Raw genomic sequence first — 16,391 nt, 5'->3', positions numbered from 1 at the left:
TTCTCCCAAAAGGTTACGCTTTGGGGGCTTATACGCTTGCATTTGTGCCGGGAAAAGAGACAGGTTCGCAGGGTCATTTTGCAAAAATAGGCGTATAGGATGAATTGGGACGATCTTCGCGTATTCCTGGCCACGGCGCGGGCAGAAAGTCTGACGGCGGCGCGGGGCAGCTTGCGGATGGACCCTGCCACAATCGCGCGGCGGATTGCCCGGTTGGAACACTCGGCGGGCACCGCGCTGTTTCTGAAATCCCCTCAAGGCTATCGTCTGACCGAGGCGGGCCTGCGCCTTTTGTCCCATGCAGAAGAGGCCGAAGCCGCCCTGTCACGGGGCATCGGCGCGCTAACCGGCAGTGCCGAACAGCTTTCCGGCACCATCCGCATCGGCGCCCCGGACGGCTGCGCCACCTACCTTCTGCCGCAGGTCTGTGCACGGATCGCCGATCAACATCCCGACCTCGACCTGCAAATTCTTGCCTTGCCGCGTATCGTCAACCTGTCACGTCGCGAGGCGGATCTGGCCATCACCGTCAGCCGCCCCAAAACCGACCGGCTGGAGGGGGAAAGGCTCAGCGACTACAAGCTGTCGCTTGCGGCCTCTCGCACTTGGTTGGCCGAGAATGGCGCGCCTACTTCTCTTGGCGATATCAAGGGGATGCGGGTTATCGGCTATATCCCGGATATGATCTTCGACGCCGAGTTGGATTATCTTTCCTCCCTTGGGGTGGGACGGGTGGCCTTGGCCTCCACCTCGGTTTCGGTGCAACTGCAAATGGCTCGCGCGGGCGGCGGGCTGGCGGTGGTTCACGACTTTGCCTTGCCCACAGCGCCGGAATTGGTGCGGGTTTTGCCAGATGATGTCAGCCTTACGCGGACGTTCTGGCTGACCACCCACGCCGGACCGAAAGACGCACGCCTTGACCGGATCACGGCCCTTCTGCGCGACGGTATCCGCGATGAAATCGCCCGCCTAGAGGCCGAGGCAGCGCTTCCCCCGGTCTAGACGAATAGCAACGGGCATGGCCGAAAGTCTTGACAGGTTGGCGGTTTAGCGACGACGCTGAACCTCACCATTTTGTGAAGGAGGCGCCAAAATGCTCGTGCAACAGATCCTGAAAGACAAGGACGGGGACAAAGCAGGAGAGGGCGTTGTGACAATCACGCCCTCTGCCAGCGTGGGAGAGGCGGCAAAGGTGCTTTCTGCAAAGCGGATCGGTGCCTTGATTGTCTCTAACGATGGCACAGACGTGCAGGGTATTTTGTCGGAGCGTGACATCGTGCGGGCCATCGGGGCGGGCGGGCCGGGGTGCCTTGCGGACCCCGTGACATCGCTGATGACGGCTGAAATCATCTCGGCCACCCGTGATGAGACTGTGCAATCGGTGCTGGGGAAAATGACCCAGGGCCGGTTCCGCCACATGCCTGTGATGGATGGCGCGGCGATGGTTGGCCTTATCTCCATCGGCGATGTGGTAAAGGCGCAATTGGCCGAACTTTCCATGGAAAAAGAGGCGCTGGAAGGCATGATCAAGGGCTTCTAGCCCCAGAAATCCGCCATTTTGGTGCCGGTTTGCCCGCGTTCCGGTTGCAACCCGTGCAGCAATCGTGTTTGCGTCCTGCCCTAGAAAAAGGGGGACAGCCATGCGCACTGGGCTTTATCCGGGGACATTCGACCCGATCACTATGGGCCATGTCGATATCATCAAGCGGGCCTGTAAATTGGTCGACAAGCTGGTGATCGGCGTGGCGATCAACCGTGACAAGGGGCCGTTGTTCTCCCTTGAAGAGCGGGTCGCCATGGTCGAGGCCGAATGCGCCAAGATGACCGAGGCCTTCGGCACCGAGATTGTCGCCCATCCCTTCGAGAACCTGCTGATCAACTGCGCCCGCGACGTGGGGGCGGAATTCATCATTCGTGGCCTGCGTGCGGTTGCGGATTTTGAATACGAATACCAGATGGTGGGCATGAACCGGAAACTCGACGCCAGCGTCACGACCGTCTTTTTGATGGCCGAGGCCGAGCATCAGGCAATCGCCTCGAAGCTGGTGAAAGAAATCGCCCGCCTGGGCGGCGATGTGTCGTCATTCGTCACACCCGCCGTCAACGCGGCGCTACGCGAGAAATACCCGCGCTGAGAGCGGGGCAAATATACCAAAAGGAGAGCCAAAGTGGCCGATATCAAAGATCCCGAAAACACGATCCTGATCGAGTTGAAAGACGGCACTGTTGCCATTGAACTGCTGCCCGACGTGGCGCCAGAGCATTCCAACCGGATGAAAGAACTGGCCCGTGAAGGCGCCTACGACGGCGTTGTCTTTCACCGTGTAATCGATGGCTTCATGGCACAGACCGGCGACGTGCAGCACGGCAAAAAAGGCGGCAACCTGCGGGCTGCGGGCACCGGCGGTTCCGACAAGCCGGACCTTCCTGCCGAATTCTCCAAGCTGCCCCATTCCCGTGGCACCCTTGGCGCGGCGCGGTCGTCCAACCCGAACTCGGCCAACAGCCAGTTCTTCATCAACTTCAAAGACAACGACTTCCTGAACGGTCAATACACGGTCTATGGCCGCGTGATTGACGGCATGGAGCATGTCGACGCGATCACCAAGGGCGAGCCGCCCGCGAACCCTGACGAGATGATCTCGGTCAAGGTGGCGGCAGATGTCTAAGACACCTCGCTTTGCTCGGTCGGGGGGGCTGCTCCTCGCTGCGCTCCTCGCCGCGTCCCCGATTGGGGCGACAGGCATCGAGATTGACGTGACAGGCGAAGCTGAGGGCACGATCATCATCGACCTGTTCGAAGATGTCGCCCCTTTGCATGTCGAGCGGATCACCACATTGGCCGAAGAAGGCGCCTACAACGATGTCGTGTTCCACCGCGTGATTGACGGTTTCATGGCGCAAACCGGGGATGTCGAATTCGGCAACCTTGGCCAAGACATGCGCTACGCCGGGCGCGGCGGGTCCTCGTATGACGACCTGCCTGCCGAATTCTCGGACCTGCCGTTCGAGCAGGGCACCCTAGGCATGGCGCGGTCGCAGCGCCCGGACTCGGCCAACAGTCAGTTCTTCATCGTGTTCGAGGCCTCGCCCCACCTGAACGGGCAATATACCGTTTTCGGTCAAGTGGTTGAGGGCATGGACATCGTGGACATGATCCGTCGGGGCAGGGGCCGTAACGGCGCCGTCACCGGAGAACCTGACCGCATGACCGCTGTGCGTGTGCTGGACTACGATCCCGTAGCGCCCGAGCCTGAAGAAGAAGAAGCGACGGAGTAGACCTTCGATTGCTATTGATCCAATGAACGGGCGTGCCGCTAGGTGCGCCCGTTTCTTGTTTCCTACGCGCGGCGCTTGCCCGTTTCCTGCGCGCGGCGCTTGATTGTCCGGCCTTCGTGCCGTACGCCGCGTTCATGGCCAGACCTCCTCTCTTACAGCTTTCCGACATCGCCCTGACTTTCGGCGGCGATCCCGTATTTTCCTCGCTGGACCTTGTGGTTCAGGCAGGCGACCGCATGGCGCTTGTGGGGCGCAACGGATCGGGCAAGTCGACCCTTATGAAGGTGATGGCAGGGCTGGTAGAGGCCGACGCCGGCAGCCGCGTTCTGCCCGATGGCACGACAGTGGGCTATCTGGAACAGGAACCCGATTTTGAGGGGTTCGAGACCCTCGGCGAATTCGCCCTTGCGACCCTTGGCCCGTCGGAAGCGTGGCGCGTGGAAGCTGCGGCAGAGGGCCTGAAGCTGAACCTTGAGGCTCGCGTGGACGCGGCCTCGGGTGGGGAACGCCGCCGCGCCGCTTTGGCGCGTCTGCTGGCGGAAGCGCCCGAATTGATGCTCCTCGACGAGCCGACCAACCACCTTGATATCGACGCGATTGAATGGCTGGAGGGAGAGCTGAAATCGACCAAAGCGGGCTTTATCCTGATCTCTCACGACCGGGCGTTTCTTAAGGCTTTGGCCCGTGGCACCCTTTGGCTGGATCGCGGCGTCGTGCGCCGGCGCGACGGCAGTTTTGACGGCTTTGAAGAATGGCGCGATACCGTTTGGGCCGAAGAGGACATGCAGCGCCACAAGCTGGATCGGAAGATCAAGGCCGAGGCCCGTTGGGCGGTTGAGGGCATCTCGGCGCGGCGCAAGCGCAACCAGGGCCGGGTGCGGGCGTTGGGGGATTTGCGGGCTGAGCGGTCTTCGATGATCCGGCGTCAGGGCACGGCGGCGATGCAGTTGGAAGCTGGCAATGCATCGGGCAAGCGCGTGATCGAAGCGCGTGGCATATCAAAGACTTACGGCGACAAGGTGATCTTGCAACCGTTTGACCTGCGGGTGCTGCGCGGTGACCGTGTCGCCTTTGTCGGCCCCAACGGGGCGGGCAAAACCACGCTGCTGAAAATGCTGGTCGGAGAGCTGGCACCAGACACCGGGGAAGTCATCATTGGCACCGGGATCGAGATGGCGGTGTTCGACCAAACCCGCTCTGCGCTAGACCCAAACGCGACCCTTTGGGAGAGCCTTACCAACGACCCGACCTTGGGCGTCTCCGGCAGCTCGGACCAAGTTCTGGTGCGCGGTGCGCCGCGCCATGTGGTGGGCTATCTTAAGGATTTCCTCTTCGATGAGGCCCAGGCCCGCGCCCCCGTTCGCTCCCTCTCTGGCGGTGAAAAAGCGCGGCTTCTGCTCGCGCGGATCATGGCCAAGGAAAGCAACCTTCTGGTTCTGGATGAACCGACCAACGATCTGGACGTCGAGACGCTAGATCTTCTGCAAGATCTTTTGGGCGACTACCCCGGTACGGTGCTTCTGGTGTCCCACGATCGTGACTTTCTGGACCGGGTGGCGACGGCCACCATCGCGCTGGAAGGCGCGGGTAAGGCGGTTGTCTATGCGGGCGGCTGGACCGATATGCTGGCCCAACGCGGCGACAAACCGCGCCCGGATTCCGAGAAGGCCCGTGCGAAGGCCGCGAAGAAAGCGGAGCAACCCGTTGAGAAAGCGGCGAAATCTGCGCTGTCCTTCACCGAAAAACACAGGCTGGAAGAACTGCCGTCGGTCATCGCACGGCTAGAGGCCGAGATTGCGAAACTGTCCGAGTTGTTGTCCGATCCGCAGATATACACGACCCAAGCGGTGAAGGCGCAAAAGGCTTCGGACGCGCTGGCAGAACGTCAGGCGCTGCTGGAAGAGGCAGAGATTGAATGGTTAACGCTGGAAGAGAAGGCTGGGTAGCGGAGTTGGTTAACGGGCCGCGCCCATCTGCGTGATTGCGACCCCAAGCGCCATAACGGAAATCCCTGCCAGTCGCAGGCCCGTCACCGTATGCACCTGCGCCCCGAACAGCCCGAAATGGTCGATCGCGGCTGAGCTGACCAACTGTCCCACAATGACGAAGAACACCGCGTTCCCCACACCAAATGTGGGCGCCACATAGGTGATGCTCAGCACGTAGAAGGCGACGAGAATCCCCGCCAGAAACAAGTGTTTGGGCTGCGCCGGAATGGCTCGCAGGGCCTCTGGCCCGGTCACGATCATGGTGACAGTCGCGGTGATGAATGCCACGATGAAAAGCACCGTCGCGGCCGCCGCAGGAGATCCGATATTGGCCCCCAACCGCGCGTTCAATGCGGCCAGAACCGGGATGCCGATCCCGGCGGCGAACATGATAAGGGCTTGGGTGGGCATGGGGTAAGCCTTTGACTAAGAACAGATACCGCGAATGGGCGCATCTTCCCACGGCAGAAAAACGGGGGTGCTGTCGGCGCGGTCTTGCAAGGGCGTGACAGGCATCACTTGGCCGATAAGCGCCTCTAGCCGTGCGGTCCGCGCGCCCTGCGGGTCGGTGGCGCGGCAACAAACGTATTCCTCTACCAAAGAGGCCTGTTGCTCGTACCCATAGGACAGGAACGGCCGAGGGTCGTCGTTGGAAAAAAGGTAAGGATCGTCGATCGTTGCGTGTTCTGCAAAGGCGCGGAACGGGTGGTATCCGGTCAGCTCTCGGTTCTGCCATTGCCAGATGTGGGTCATCTCATGGGCAAAGAACATCGCCGCCACAAGGCTTCGGGTGCCATCGGGGAATTGGGTGTAGTCGTCGATGACCAAATCTTCGCGCAAATGTAGCGTGTTGAAAAAGACGATCCCCCCCGTCCGCGCCGAGATTGTGGGCGTTTGCGGTGGCGGAACGATGCGCTCGCGGCAGGTGGTGGGGGGGCGTGTGGCGTAGGTCTGGGTGATGAGGCCGACAAAGGGGTTTTGGGTGATGCGCACGGCGCTTGGATCAAAGGTTTCGCCTTGCAAATCAGCCATATAGGCGGCTTCAGCATCCGTTAACGGACGCCCGCATGCGGCCAGAAACGCCGTGGCGGCCAAGGTTAACAGGATCAGGTGCAATCTACGCATACGCGAGAACGTGCCGTGATTTCAGAAGGGACACAAGCGCTTAGGGCAGGGCCAGCGTGGCCGTCGCGGTCGCCACCAACTTGCCGCTGTCCTGAGCCGTCAAATCGGCCCGCGCGAATGCCATCGAGCGGCCCGCACGGATGATCTCGGCCCGGCACAAGATCGCGGTTCCCGTGCCGGGCCGCAGGAATTGCGTGTCGAGCGTGACCGTTCCCGCCGGAACAAACGCGCCGCGATGTCCCGCCAGCGCAAGGATCACGCTGGTGTCGGCCAGCGCCGTCAGGGCCTGCCCGCTGACGATCCCGCCCACACGCATTAACCGCGCCGACAGGGGCATTCGGGTGATCGTGTGGTTTGCAGCGACTTCAACCACCGATAGGTCCAAGTCCAACACCCAAGGGGCAAAATGTTCGGCCAAAGTGGCCTGCAGATCGGCGGGCGTCATTGCACGGTCAGCACGTGATACATGTCTCGGGCCAGCATGATTTGGCCGTCAATGACCTGCCAAAGGTGCATGTAACGGGTCACGATCCGGTTCTCTCCCACCTGCAAAACGACTTCTCCGATGGCGACGGCAGAGGTCTCGGTGGCTTGGATGTCGAAAGTGGTAAACTGCACGTCCCGCGCACCGCCTGCAATGGCATCGGCGTAGTGCTGCATGATCGCATCGCGCCCGATTATCATCCGCTCACCGGGGGCCAGAAGCGCCGCGTCGGGGGCATAAACCGCGCCAATCGCGGCCACATCTTGGGCGTTGTAGGCGGCCACAAGGGCATCAATGCGGGCGATGATCGGGTTAGAGGTGTCATTGGTTTGGCCATGAAGGGCCGCGGGAAGCAACAGGGCGAGGGCAAGGAAAAGAGCGCGCATGAAAACAGCTTTCGGTTGTGAATATGCGCGTAAGTGTGGGACAGAGCGGGCGATTTGGGAAGGGTAGACCGGGCCTTGGCCCGGATTTCCGCCATTCCCGGGCCGAGGCCCGGTCTACCAGTTGGCCTTGGGGATCAAGCCACTTGCAGGTCGAACACTTCGCCATCGGTGGTTTCGCATACGCCAATCGCGTTGATTGTTACGCCCGTGTAGCGGAATTCACACCGCATGGATCGCCCGCCATCACTCGTCAAAATCGCTGTTCCAAAACCCGCCTCAGTCTCGGACAACAGCCGCGCGGTGGAGCGTAGGACCGATCCATTGCCGTAGGCTTGCAGCAATTCAAGGCTTTGGTTCGCCCCTTCACGCACCGCGACCCAGCGGCCTGAGAATGTCTCGTGGGGGGTGATGATCGTCATGTCGCCCGAGTTGCGCAGCACGCCTTGGGTAATCTCTCCCGATCCGGTCAGACCGGTGCGGCGGCTCATGATCAGGGTTTCCGGGTCCGAGCCGCAGGCGGTTAGAGAGAGGGCGGCGATGATGGTTAATGCTGTTAACCTAAACATCCAATTCCTCCACAAACCGCGCGTTTTCCTGAATGTACTGGAACCGCATCTCGGGCTTCTTGCCCATCAAACGTTCCACCAGATCGCCGGTTTCGCCCGGCACTTCGTCGTCCACGGACACGCGGATCAACTTGCGTGAGCCCGGGTCCATCGTGGTTTCCTTCAGGTCTTTCGCGTCCATCTCCCCCAGACCCTTGAAGCGGGACACATCGATTTTGCCGCGTCCGCCGATGCCCTTTTCCAGCCACGCATCACGCTCTTCCTCGTCGACGCAATAGACGCGGTGGGCGCCTTGGGTCAGGCGGAACAGGGGCGGGCAGGCCAGATACAGGTGGCCGCCATCAATCATCGGGCGCATCTGGCTGAAGAAGAACGTCATCAGAAGCGCCGCAATATGCGCGCCATCCACGTCCGCATCGGTCATGATGATGATCTTGTCGTAGCGCAGGTCTTCAATGTTGAACTTAGTGCCCATCCCAACGCCAAGGGCCTGACACAAATCAGAAATCTCGGCGTTCTGACCCAGCTTGGACGAGGCCGCCCCCAGCACGTTCAGGATCTTCCCGCGCAACGGCAGCAGCGCCTGATTTTTCCGGTTCCGCGCCATTTTGGCCGAGCCACCCGCAGAGTCGCCCTCCACGATGAACAATTCGGTCCCATCGCGCGCCGATTGAGAGCAATCCACCAGCTTGCCGGGCAGGCGCAGCTTCTTGGTGGCGGTCTTGCGCTGAGTCTCTTTCTCCTGCTTGCGACGCAGGCGTTCCTCGGCGCGCAGCACAAGGAAATCAAGGATCGCGCCTGCTTCCTTCGTATTCTGCCCCAGCCAGTTGTCGAAATGGTCCCGCACTGCTCCTTCGACAAGGCGTTGGGCCTCGGTCGTGGCGAGGCGGTCCTTGGTCTGACCCACGAATTCCGGTTCCGAGATGAAGCACGAGACCAGCGCACAGGCGCCGTTTTGCAGGTCGTCGCGGGTGATGTTGGCGGCCTTCTTGTTGCCCGCCAGTTCACCGTAGGCCTTGATGCCTTTAAGGACGGCGGCGAAGAAACCTCCGACATGGGTGCCGCCTTCGGGAGTGGGCACGGTGTTACAATAGGATTGCATGAATCCGTCGCGAGCCGGGGTCCAGTTGATCGCCCATTCGACCTTGCCGGGCACGCCGTATTTTTCCTGGAAGTCGACGGTGCCTGCGAAAGGGTTATCCGAGTATGTGGAAGCACCGCCCAAGGTTTCGGCAAGGTAATCGGCAAGCCCGCCGGGGAAGTGGAAGGTGGCCTCAAGCGGCGTATCACCGTCATCGATGGCAGATTTCCAACGGATTTCGACGCCCGAGAAGAGGTAGGCCTTGGAACGGATGGACTTGAACATCCGCGCGGGTTTGAACCGGTGCGACCCGAAAATCTGCTCGTCCGCGTGGAACGTCGTGGTGGTCCCTCGGCGGTTGGGGGCAGAGCCGATTTCCTCAACCGGACCCAGAGGGATACCACGCGAAAAGCGTTGCTCGACCAACTTACGGTCCCGCGCCACCTGAACAACCATGCTATCGGACAATGCGTTGACCACCGAGGCGCCAACCCCGTGTAGACCGCCCGAGGTCTGATAGGCTTTGCCGCTGAACTTACCGCCCGCGTGAAGGGTGCAAAGGATCACTTCCAGCGCGGATTTGCCGGGGAACTTGGGGTGCGGATCAAAGGGCATGCCGCGCCCGTTATCGCGGATAGTGACAGAATAATCGGCGTGCAGCTCTACCTCGATCCGGTTGGCGTGGCCTGCGACGGCCTCGTCCATGGAGTTGTCGAGCACCTCAGCCACAAGGTGGTGCAACGCCCGCTCATCCGTGCCGCCGATATACATACCGGGGCGTTTGCGGACGGGCTCCAACCCTTCAAGAACCTCAATGGAGGAGGCGTCATAGGCCTGCGCGTCGGGCGTGCCGGAGAGAAGGTCGTCAGCCATGTGTCTGCTCTATGTTGTGGGCGGTTTTCCCAATAATGGCAGGTTTGGGGGGCAGGGGGAAGGGCACTCCGCAGGGCAGTGCCGCGAAGGGGGGCAGAAAAACAAAAGCACCCGGCGCGGTCCGACCAGACCACAGCAGGTGTAACACAACTAGAGGGATTTAAGTTTAGTTGGTGGCCGTAGGCGCGTTGGCCATGGTCATGTAATACGGGGTGGAACCGCCAAAGCCGAAGTAGTGATCCAAGACACCGTCATCCACGATGTTGCGCTGATACGCGACGGAGGCGAGCGCGACCAAAGTAACAAGCTCTTGTTCCGTAATCGTGCCTTCTTCCATCTGTGTGATGCCGGCGGCCAAGTTGGTGATGACATCGTGGTTCATCAGCTCTTCAACGTCCGTGTAGGCTGTTTCTGCCTGTGTTTCGGAGATGGCGCCAACAGCAAGGATCGGTTCGAAGTGGTTGGCATAGAATTGTACCCACTCATCGCCCAACTGACGCGATCGCAATTCGCTATCCATACGCATGGATAGGTTATCAATGGTGTCAGTCATGATCGCCGTGGTGGCGATGGCAACACTTACGGCGCCGGCAGACAGGACAGTCCAATCGACGCTCATCGAGCCACTGTCGTCTGCCAAGTAGTTTGATACGAGTGTAAGAACAGTCACAAAACTAGCCTCTTCATGGGTGGGGCTGTTTTGCGCAATGAAAAGGGCAGCAATGTGGCGCATTGTATCAAGACTTGTGAACAATACGAATTAGATTGAGCAACAATCCGCATGACCGTCTTGGGACCGCTTGCAGCAGGGCCGTGAGCGGATAATAAAGCGGCATGAAAAATCCACTGTCAATGTCCCGCCACGGGTTAAGCATCGCGCTGGGTGCCCTTGTAGGCTTGTGGCCAAGCGGCATTTGGGCGCATCCGCACATCTTTGTGGATGCCGGGTTAACCATTGTGGTGGAAGAAGGGCGCGTCACATCTGTCGAGGTCACATGGCTCTACGATGAGCTTTATTCCCTGATTTTGATGGAAGACTACAACCTCGATCCCGACTTTGACCTGCAACTGACGGAACAAGAAATTGCCCAAACCCTTGGGTTCGATCTGGATTGGTCCTACGGATTTGAAGGCGGTTTGGTGATGCAGCGCGATGGTGTGGCGTTGGAACTCGGCGCGCCCGAGCCAGTGTCGCTGGAGCTGGTGGCAGACGGCCAGTTGCGCACGGTCCACCGCCGCGCGGTCGTGGATACCGGTGCCGAGGCAGATCTTTTGGCGCAGGTGTTTGATCCAGAATTTTACGTCGCCTTTGAAATGACCGGAGAGATGAGCGTGAACGGCGCCCAATGCACGCCGCAGCTGATCCGCGCCGACATTGATGCCGCCTATGCCGGGTTAGAAGCCGCGATGGACACCATCGGCGGAGCGGTGGCTGCAGAAGATAACTTTCCCGCCGTCGGGGAATTGTTTGCAGACCGGGTGGTTTTTGAATGCGGGCCATGATCCCGAAGGTCATTGCAACGGTTGTCGTGGCCCTTGTTCTGGCAGGCGCCGTGCTGTGGCTCTTGGGGGCGGACCGGATCGTGTCTACCTGGGCGCTTGAGGGACAGCGCGAGGCACAGGGCGCCATGGCGGGCGCCTTGCGCCGCTTGCGTAGCGGCGACGCCACGGCGGTGGCCTCACTTATGGCGGTGTGCTTTGGCTATGGCTTTTTCCACGCGGCCGGTCCCGGACACGGCAAAGTGTTGATCGGTGGCTACGGCGCTGCCCGACAGGTAAGTGCGGCGCGGCTTTCGCTGGTGGCGCTGGCCTCCAGCCTCGCCCAAGGGCTGACGGCGGTGGTCCTAGTGGGCGCAGGTCTGTGGTTGGTGGGCTGGAGCCGAGAGCGGATGACCCAGTTGGCGGACGAGCTCTTTGCCCCCCTCAGCTTTCTGGCAATTGCGCTGGTGGGTCTTTGGCTGGTCTGGCGCGGCGCGCGCGGCTTGTGGCGTTTGCAACAGGCCCGTGCCGAAACCCATGACCATGGGCACGACCACGCCCATCACCACCACGACCACGCCCATGAAGGCCCCGACCACGTTTGCAGCAGCTGCGGCCATGCCCACGCCCCGTCGCCCGAGGCCGTCGCCCATGCCACCGGATTGCGAGAGATCATCGCCCTGATCGCCGCCGTCGCCATTCGCCCCTGTACTGGGGCGCTATTCGTGCTGATCCTGACCGCGCAGATGGATGCGTTCTGGGCCGGGGTCATGGGCGCTTTCGCGATGGCCCTGGGTACCGCCAGCGTCACCATTCTGGTCGCTTTGGCCTCTGTCGGACTGCGTAAGGGCGCTCTTGCGGGTTTGGCTGAAAGCGCGGCATTGGCCCGGGCACAGCCAATAATCGAGCTTGCGGTAGGCGCCATCATTGCGGTGATTGCCTTTCAACTGGCCCTCGCCGCCCTGTAGGACCGTCGAAAGCGCGCGCGCGACCTTTTTGCCTTGCCTGAAAACTGTGCGCTTGCCCCTTCCGAAAAGCCCTCGTAAGGCAATGGAATGACACTCAGTTCCCACATCCGCGCCACCTTGAAATTGGGCCTGCCCCTGATCGGCGGCCAATTGGCTCAGGTCTTTATTGGCGTGACGGACACGGTGATGATCGGCTGGTACGGGGTGGAGGAGCTGGCCGCCGTGGCGCTTGGCTCGTCCTATTTCCACCTGATCTTGATCCTTGGCATGGGCTTTGGCTTGGCCGTCATGCCCATGGTCGCCTCGGCTGCCGCGCGCGATGATGACCAACAAGTGCGCCGGGTCACGCGCATGGGGTTGTGGATCTCTTTGGGATTTGCGGCGCTGGTGATGCCGCTGTTTTGGTACTCCGAGGCGCTTTTGCTGTGGTCGGGCCAAACGGCACAGGTATCGGCGGACGCGCAAACCTATCTGCGCATCGCCGGATGGGCGATCTGGCCCGGTTGCCTGTTGGTGGTCTTGCGGTCCCACCTCAGCGCGTTGGAGCGGCCCAATATTGTGCTTTGGGCTTGGGTGGGCGGCGTGTTCCTGAACGCAGGCATCAATTGGGTGCTGATCTTCGGCAACCTGGGCGCGCCCGAGATGGGGATCGCAGGCGCGGCGACGGCTTCGGTCTTTACCAATCTGCTCATCCTGCTGATCCTCGCGCTCTATGCCTCCCGCGCCGAGGGCCTGCGCCACTACGCGCTATTCACCCGCTTCTGGCGCCCCGATTGGGAGGCGCTCTTGCAGGTCTTCCGCTTGGGCTGGCCAATCGCGATCACGTTGTTGTCGGAGGCCGGGTTGTTCATGGCCACGATGATCATGATGGGCTGGATCGGCACGATGGAACTGGCCGCCCACGGGATCGCGCTCCAGATCATATCGGTCACATTCATGATCCACATCGGCCTCAGCTCTGCGGCGACAGTCCGCATTGGCCGCACCCGAAGCCGCAACGACGCGCCCGCCCTGCGCCTCGCCGCTTGGGCCGCGCTTATCCTGTCGGGCGTCACGGTGGCTGTGACGATCGTGGCGCTGATGTCCTTTGCCGAGCCATTGGTGGGCCTTTTCGTAGACCCCTCCGACGCCTTGCGCCCGCAGATCATTGCCATCGGCGCCAGCCTGTTGATCGTGGCCTGTATCTTTCAATTGGCCGATGCCGCACAGGTCATGGCGCTGGGCCTGCTGCGCGGCGTGCAGGATACCAACGTGCCCATGGTCTACGCCTTCATCAGCTACTGGATCATTGGGGTGCCCCTGGCCTATGCGCTCGGCTTTCCCCTGGGATGGGAGGGCGAAGGCATTTGGGTCGGTCTGGCAATCGGCCTCGCGGTGGCTGGTTTCGTCTTGGTGATCCGTTTCTGGCGCATCGCGGCGCGGCTGGGATCAGAGCCATCGTCTGCCTAGGGTTACGGCCTCCAACCAGCGCTTCGTCTGCGGCATCGGTTGTGCAGTTAAGATGGATATTTGAAGAACGAGGAATTTAAGGTCAGCCCCCAGTTTAAAACCGGGGGCCTTCCTCGTTCACGGTCATCGGCTTCCCAGCCTGTACCGTGCCATGACACTAGCGCGCGATTGGTTAAGAAAGCGTTACGGGCCGCTTCCTCGTTCTAAAAATATTCCCGGGGGGCGGCTTTTCCTTGGGAAAAGACGTGGGGGCAGAGCCCCCTAGGGCATTGCCGATCGCGATTACCCCCATGGGGCAGGTTCTCCCTCCAACGCGCGCCCGAATACATTCTCGCGGTGCCATCGGAGGTTTTCGGGGTGGGGCGTATTGCGCTCATCGACGGGGCGGACAAGCTTCCCGTTCTTGGGCAGAAGGCGGGTCACCACGTCGCTGGGCACCTTGTTGTGAGAGACGAGGATGGTTTGGCAGTCGTCGGCGACCGAGATCAGCCCACGGTCGAACATCCAATGCAATGTGCCTGACAAGGCGAGCCCGTTGCGAACGGAATCGCTGCCCTGATGCTCGACGGGTCGGATGTGGGCCGCCTGGACTTCCGGCCGGCCGCCGCCGTTGCGGAGCATCAGGCCCGACATGGCACACCGATAGTCGTAGGCCTCTCGGACTTTCCGGCGAAAGGCGACATCACGATAGGGTCTTCGGGTAAGACGCTCCAGCACCGGGCGCCGAAAGATCTGCGCCCCTTCGTTGAGGGTTGCGCCTTGCGGTTCATAGCGGGTCGCTTCAATCTGCTCGAGGTCCTGCGGCAGGCCGAGGTTCACGATGCGGGCGAAGTCGGGCTCGGGCAGTCGGCGCACGGCGCGTTGAATGGCGCCCCCTTTCTTCGGCGTGCCGTCTGGCTCAGTGAGGGCACTTTCCAGGGGGCGCCCCTTTACCAGGCGGGGCACGTTCTGGTCGAAGGGCAGGAAGGTTCCGGGCGCAATCATCGCGAGGAACCGGCCCTCGACGCCCGGCTTGGGAATGACGCGGTCGATCTTGGCCACGGCGAAATAGCCGCGTGGGCCAGCTTTAACCGGTTCGTAGTAGACGATCCAATCTCCCACAGCCTCTGATGCCGCTTTCAGGTAGGCGCGCGGGAAATCATAGACGACGTCCGGCTCATCTTCGTAGATCGAGTCCGCCTTATGCATCAGTACCAACTTTGTCATGCGCCTAGCAAAGCGGTAACGGGCCGGAATGCAAGGGTTCTATCGCGCTGGTTGTGGCGAACCCAAGCAACGCCCGCTCGTCTTACCCCTGCGCCAAGCCGCCCAAGACCCGCGCCCAGGACCGGATGCCGCGGTGGAAGCTTTCCACGTCGTACTTCTCATTGGGCGAATGGATGGCGTCGTCATCCTTGCCGAAGCCGGCCAGCACCGAGTCCATGCCGAGGATCTCTTTGAAATAGCCGGCCACGGGGATCGAGCCGCCGCAGCCGATGAACGCGGCATCGCCGGGCCATTCGTCGCTAAGTGCCTTCAGCGTTGTCTCGAAGATCGGGTGGCTCGTGTCCATCTGACTGGCCGGAGAGCCGATGGCGGGCGCGAAGCTGGCGGTGCAGTCGGGCGGCAATTGCGCCTCGACCCAGGCCACGAAATTGTCGTGCAATCGCACAGGGTCTTGGCCTGCCACCAACCGGAAGCTGACCTTGGCGTGGGCCTGCGAAGGCAGGACCGTCTTGAACCCCGCGCCGGTGTAGCCGCCCCAGATGCCGTTGACCTCTGCCGTGGGGCGCGACCAGATCATCTCTAGCGGTGTGCGCCCCACTTCGCCCGCAGGCGCGCTCAACCCTACGGGGGCCAGGAACTCCTGCGCGTCGAAATTCAGCTTGTCCCAACTTTTCCGCAAGGCCTCGCTGATCTCGGGCACGTCATCGTAGAAGCCCGGCACCGTGACGGCGCCGTTTTCGTCGTGCAGGCCCGCCAAAATGCCCGACAACACCCGGATCGGGTTCATCGCGATGCCGCCGAACATGCCGGAATGCAGGTCGATGCTTGGCCCCGTGATGGTCAGCTCTTCCTTCATCATCCCGCGCAATTGCGTCACGATCGCGGGCACGCCCTCGGCAAACAGGCCCGTGTCGCAGATGAAGGCCACTTCCGCTTTCAACTCGTCCGCATGGGCCTCCATGAACGGCACCAACGACGGCGAGCCGCTTTCCTCTTCGCCTTCCAGAAAGATCGTCACCTTGGCGGGCAACTTCCCGGTCACCGCTTTCCACGCGCGGCACGCTTCGATGAAGGTCATCAACTGGCCTTTGTCGTCCGACGCCCCACGGGCGCGGATCACGGGCTTGCCGTTTTGCTCCTCTATCACCGGATCAAAGGGGTCGCGGTTCCACAGCGCCAGCGGGTCCACCGGTTGCACATCATAGTGGCCGTAGAACAGCACGTGCGGCCCCGCGTCATTGCCATGGGCCACCACCATCGGGTGTCCCGTTGTCTCTCGCACCGAGGCGTCGAACCCAAGCTCGCTCAGGTCATCGGCCAAGATCTGCGCCGCCTGCGCCACATCGCCATCATAGGCCGGATCGGTCGAGATTGAGGGCACGCGCAGCAGCGTCATCAGACGCTCTGTTGCGGCATCCAGATCGGCGTCCACACGGGCGAGAACGGCATCGAGGGTCATGGGGGCACTCCTAAAGGGGGAACATTTGCCGCCATCTTGGCGAGCCGG

18 protein-coding genes are annotated in these 16,391 nt (G+C 61.5%); 9 read left to right on the top strand and 9 right to left on the bottom strand.

Annotated elements, in window-relative coordinates; translation table 11 throughout:
• Positions 1-99: 99 nt before the first annotated feature.
• The 6 genes from K3728_11470 (at position 100) to K3728_11445 (ending at position 5,225) form a co-directional block, all read left to right on the top strand.
• Positions 100-1,002, top strand: a complete 903-nt coding sequence (locus tag K3728_11470) for a LysR family transcriptional regulator (protein UWQ94340.1) — start codon at positions 100-102, stop codon at positions 1,000-1,002.
• A gap of 91 nt (positions 1,003-1,093) precedes the next feature.
• Positions 1,094-1,540, top strand: a complete 447-nt coding sequence (locus K3728_11465; protein UWQ94339.1) for a CBS domain-containing protein — start codon at positions 1,094-1,096, stop codon at positions 1,538-1,540.
• A 100-nt stretch (positions 1,541-1,640) separates the two neighbouring features.
• On the top strand, positions 1,641-2,135 hold the full coding sequence (coaD, locus tag K3728_11460; GenBank protein ID UWQ94338.1) for a pantetheine-phosphate adenylyltransferase: 495 nt from the start codon (positions 1,641-1,643) through the stop codon (positions 2,133-2,135).
• A gap of 33 nt (positions 2,136-2,168) precedes the next feature.
• Positions 2,169-2,669 carry a peptidylprolyl isomerase gene (locus K3728_11455; protein UWQ94337.1) on the top strand — a complete coding sequence of 167 codons (501 nt, stop codon included), beginning with the start codon at positions 2,169-2,171 and terminating at the stop codon, positions 2,667-2,669.
• On the top strand, positions 2,662-3,279 hold the full coding sequence (locus tag K3728_11450) for a peptidylprolyl isomerase (GenBank protein UWQ94336.1): 618 nt from the start codon (positions 2,662-2,664) through the stop codon (positions 3,277-3,279). Before K3728_11455 ends, K3728_11450 begins: the two co-directional genes overlap by 8 nt.
• Positions 3,280-3,413: 134 nt before the next feature.
• Positions 3,414-5,225 carry an ATP-binding cassette domain-containing protein gene (locus K3728_11445; protein ID UWQ94335.1) on the top strand — a complete coding sequence of 604 codons (1,812 nt, stop codon included), beginning with the start codon at positions 3,414-3,416 and terminating at the stop codon, positions 5,223-5,225.
• A gap of 9 nt (positions 5,226-5,234) precedes the next feature.
• Here K3728_11445 and K3728_11440 read toward each other — a convergent pair whose 3' ends face one another.
• From K3728_11440 to K3728_11410, 7 genes are all read right to left on the bottom strand, one after another.
• Positions 5,235-5,678: a DMT family transporter gene (locus K3728_11440; GenBank protein ID UWQ94334.1), complete on the bottom strand. Its 444-nt coding sequence runs from the start codon at positions 5,676-5,678 to the stop codon at positions 5,235-5,237.
• 15 nt (positions 5,679-5,693) lie between these two features.
• Entirely contained in the window at positions 5,694-6,392 is a 699-nt protein-coding gene (locus tag K3728_11435; protein ID UWQ94333.1) for a hypothetical protein, read from the bottom strand.
• A 40-nt stretch (positions 6,393-6,432) separates the two neighbouring features.
• Entirely contained in the window at positions 6,433-6,837 is a 405-nt protein-coding gene (locus tag K3728_11430) for a PaaI family thioesterase (GenBank protein UWQ94332.1), read from the bottom strand.
• Positions 6,834-7,262 carry a nuclear transport factor 2 family protein gene (locus K3728_11425; GenBank protein ID UWQ94331.1) on the bottom strand — a complete coding sequence of 143 codons (429 nt, stop codon included), beginning with the start codon at positions 7,260-7,262 and terminating at the stop codon, positions 6,834-6,836. The genes K3728_11430 and K3728_11425 overlap by 4 nt, the downstream gene beginning before the upstream one ends.
• A gap of 134 nt (positions 7,263-7,396) precedes the next feature.
• Complete coding sequence (locus K3728_11420; protein UWQ94330.1) at positions 7,397-7,828, bottom strand: hypothetical protein; 432 nt, start codon at positions 7,826-7,828, stop codon at positions 7,397-7,399.
• The gene (parE, locus tag K3728_11415; GenBank protein ID UWQ94329.1) at positions 7,821-9,782 is read right to left on the bottom strand and encodes a DNA topoisomerase IV subunit B; all 1,962 of its coding nucleotides are present in this window, start codon (positions 9,780-9,782) and stop codon (positions 7,821-7,823) included. The genes K3728_11420 and parE overlap by 8 nt, the downstream gene beginning before the upstream one ends.
• A gap of 166 nt (positions 9,783-9,948) precedes the next feature.
• Positions 9,949-10,452, bottom strand: a complete 504-nt coding sequence (locus K3728_11410; protein ID UWQ94328.1) for a hypothetical protein — start codon at positions 10,450-10,452, stop codon at positions 9,949-9,951.
• Positions 10,453-10,616: 164 nt separating this feature from the next.
• On the opposite strand from K3728_11410, the gene K3728_11405 reads away from it, so the two are divergent.
• The 3 genes from K3728_11405 (at position 10,617) to K3728_11395 (ending at position 13,678) form a co-directional block, all read left to right on the top strand.
• Positions 10,617-11,285 (top strand): DUF1007 family protein, encoded by a 669-nt coding sequence (locus K3728_11405; GenBank protein ID UWQ94327.1) that lies wholly within the window; start codon positions 10,617-10,619, stop codon positions 11,283-11,285.
• On the top strand, positions 11,273-12,229 hold the full coding sequence (locus K3728_11400; protein ID UWQ94326.1) for a hypothetical protein: 957 nt from the start codon (positions 11,273-11,275) through the stop codon (positions 12,227-12,229). The genes K3728_11405 and K3728_11400 overlap by 13 nt, the downstream gene beginning before the upstream one ends.
• Positions 12,230-12,316: 87 nt before the next feature.
• Positions 12,317-13,678, top strand: a complete 1,362-nt coding sequence (locus K3728_11395; protein ID UWQ94325.1) for an MATE family efflux transporter — start codon at positions 12,317-12,319, stop codon at positions 13,676-13,678.
• A 282-nt stretch (positions 13,679-13,960) separates the two neighbouring features.
• On the opposite strand, the gene K3728_11390 is transcribed toward K3728_11395, so the two are convergent.
• Both K3728_11390 and K3728_11385 read right to left on the bottom strand, forming a co-directional pair.
• Entirely contained in the window at positions 13,961-14,884 is a 924-nt protein-coding gene (locus tag K3728_11390) for an HNH endonuclease (GenBank protein UWQ94324.1), read from the bottom strand.
• Between the two features lie 82 nt (positions 14,885-14,966).
• Positions 14,967-16,343 (bottom strand): M20/M25/M40 family metallo-hydrolase, encoded by a 1,377-nt coding sequence (locus K3728_11385; protein UWQ94323.1) that lies wholly within the window; start codon positions 16,341-16,343, stop codon positions 14,967-14,969.
• Positions 16,344-16,391 lie beyond the last annotated feature (48 nt).

The organism is Rhodobacteraceae bacterium M385 (assembly GCA_025141835.1).
Taxonomy (GTDB): domain Bacteria; phylum Pseudomonadota; class Alphaproteobacteria; order Rhodobacterales; family Rhodobacteraceae; genus Gymnodinialimonas.
The sequence above is the reverse complement of the archived record's forward strand: the minus strand, read 5'-3'. Positions and strand labels throughout refer to the sequence as shown.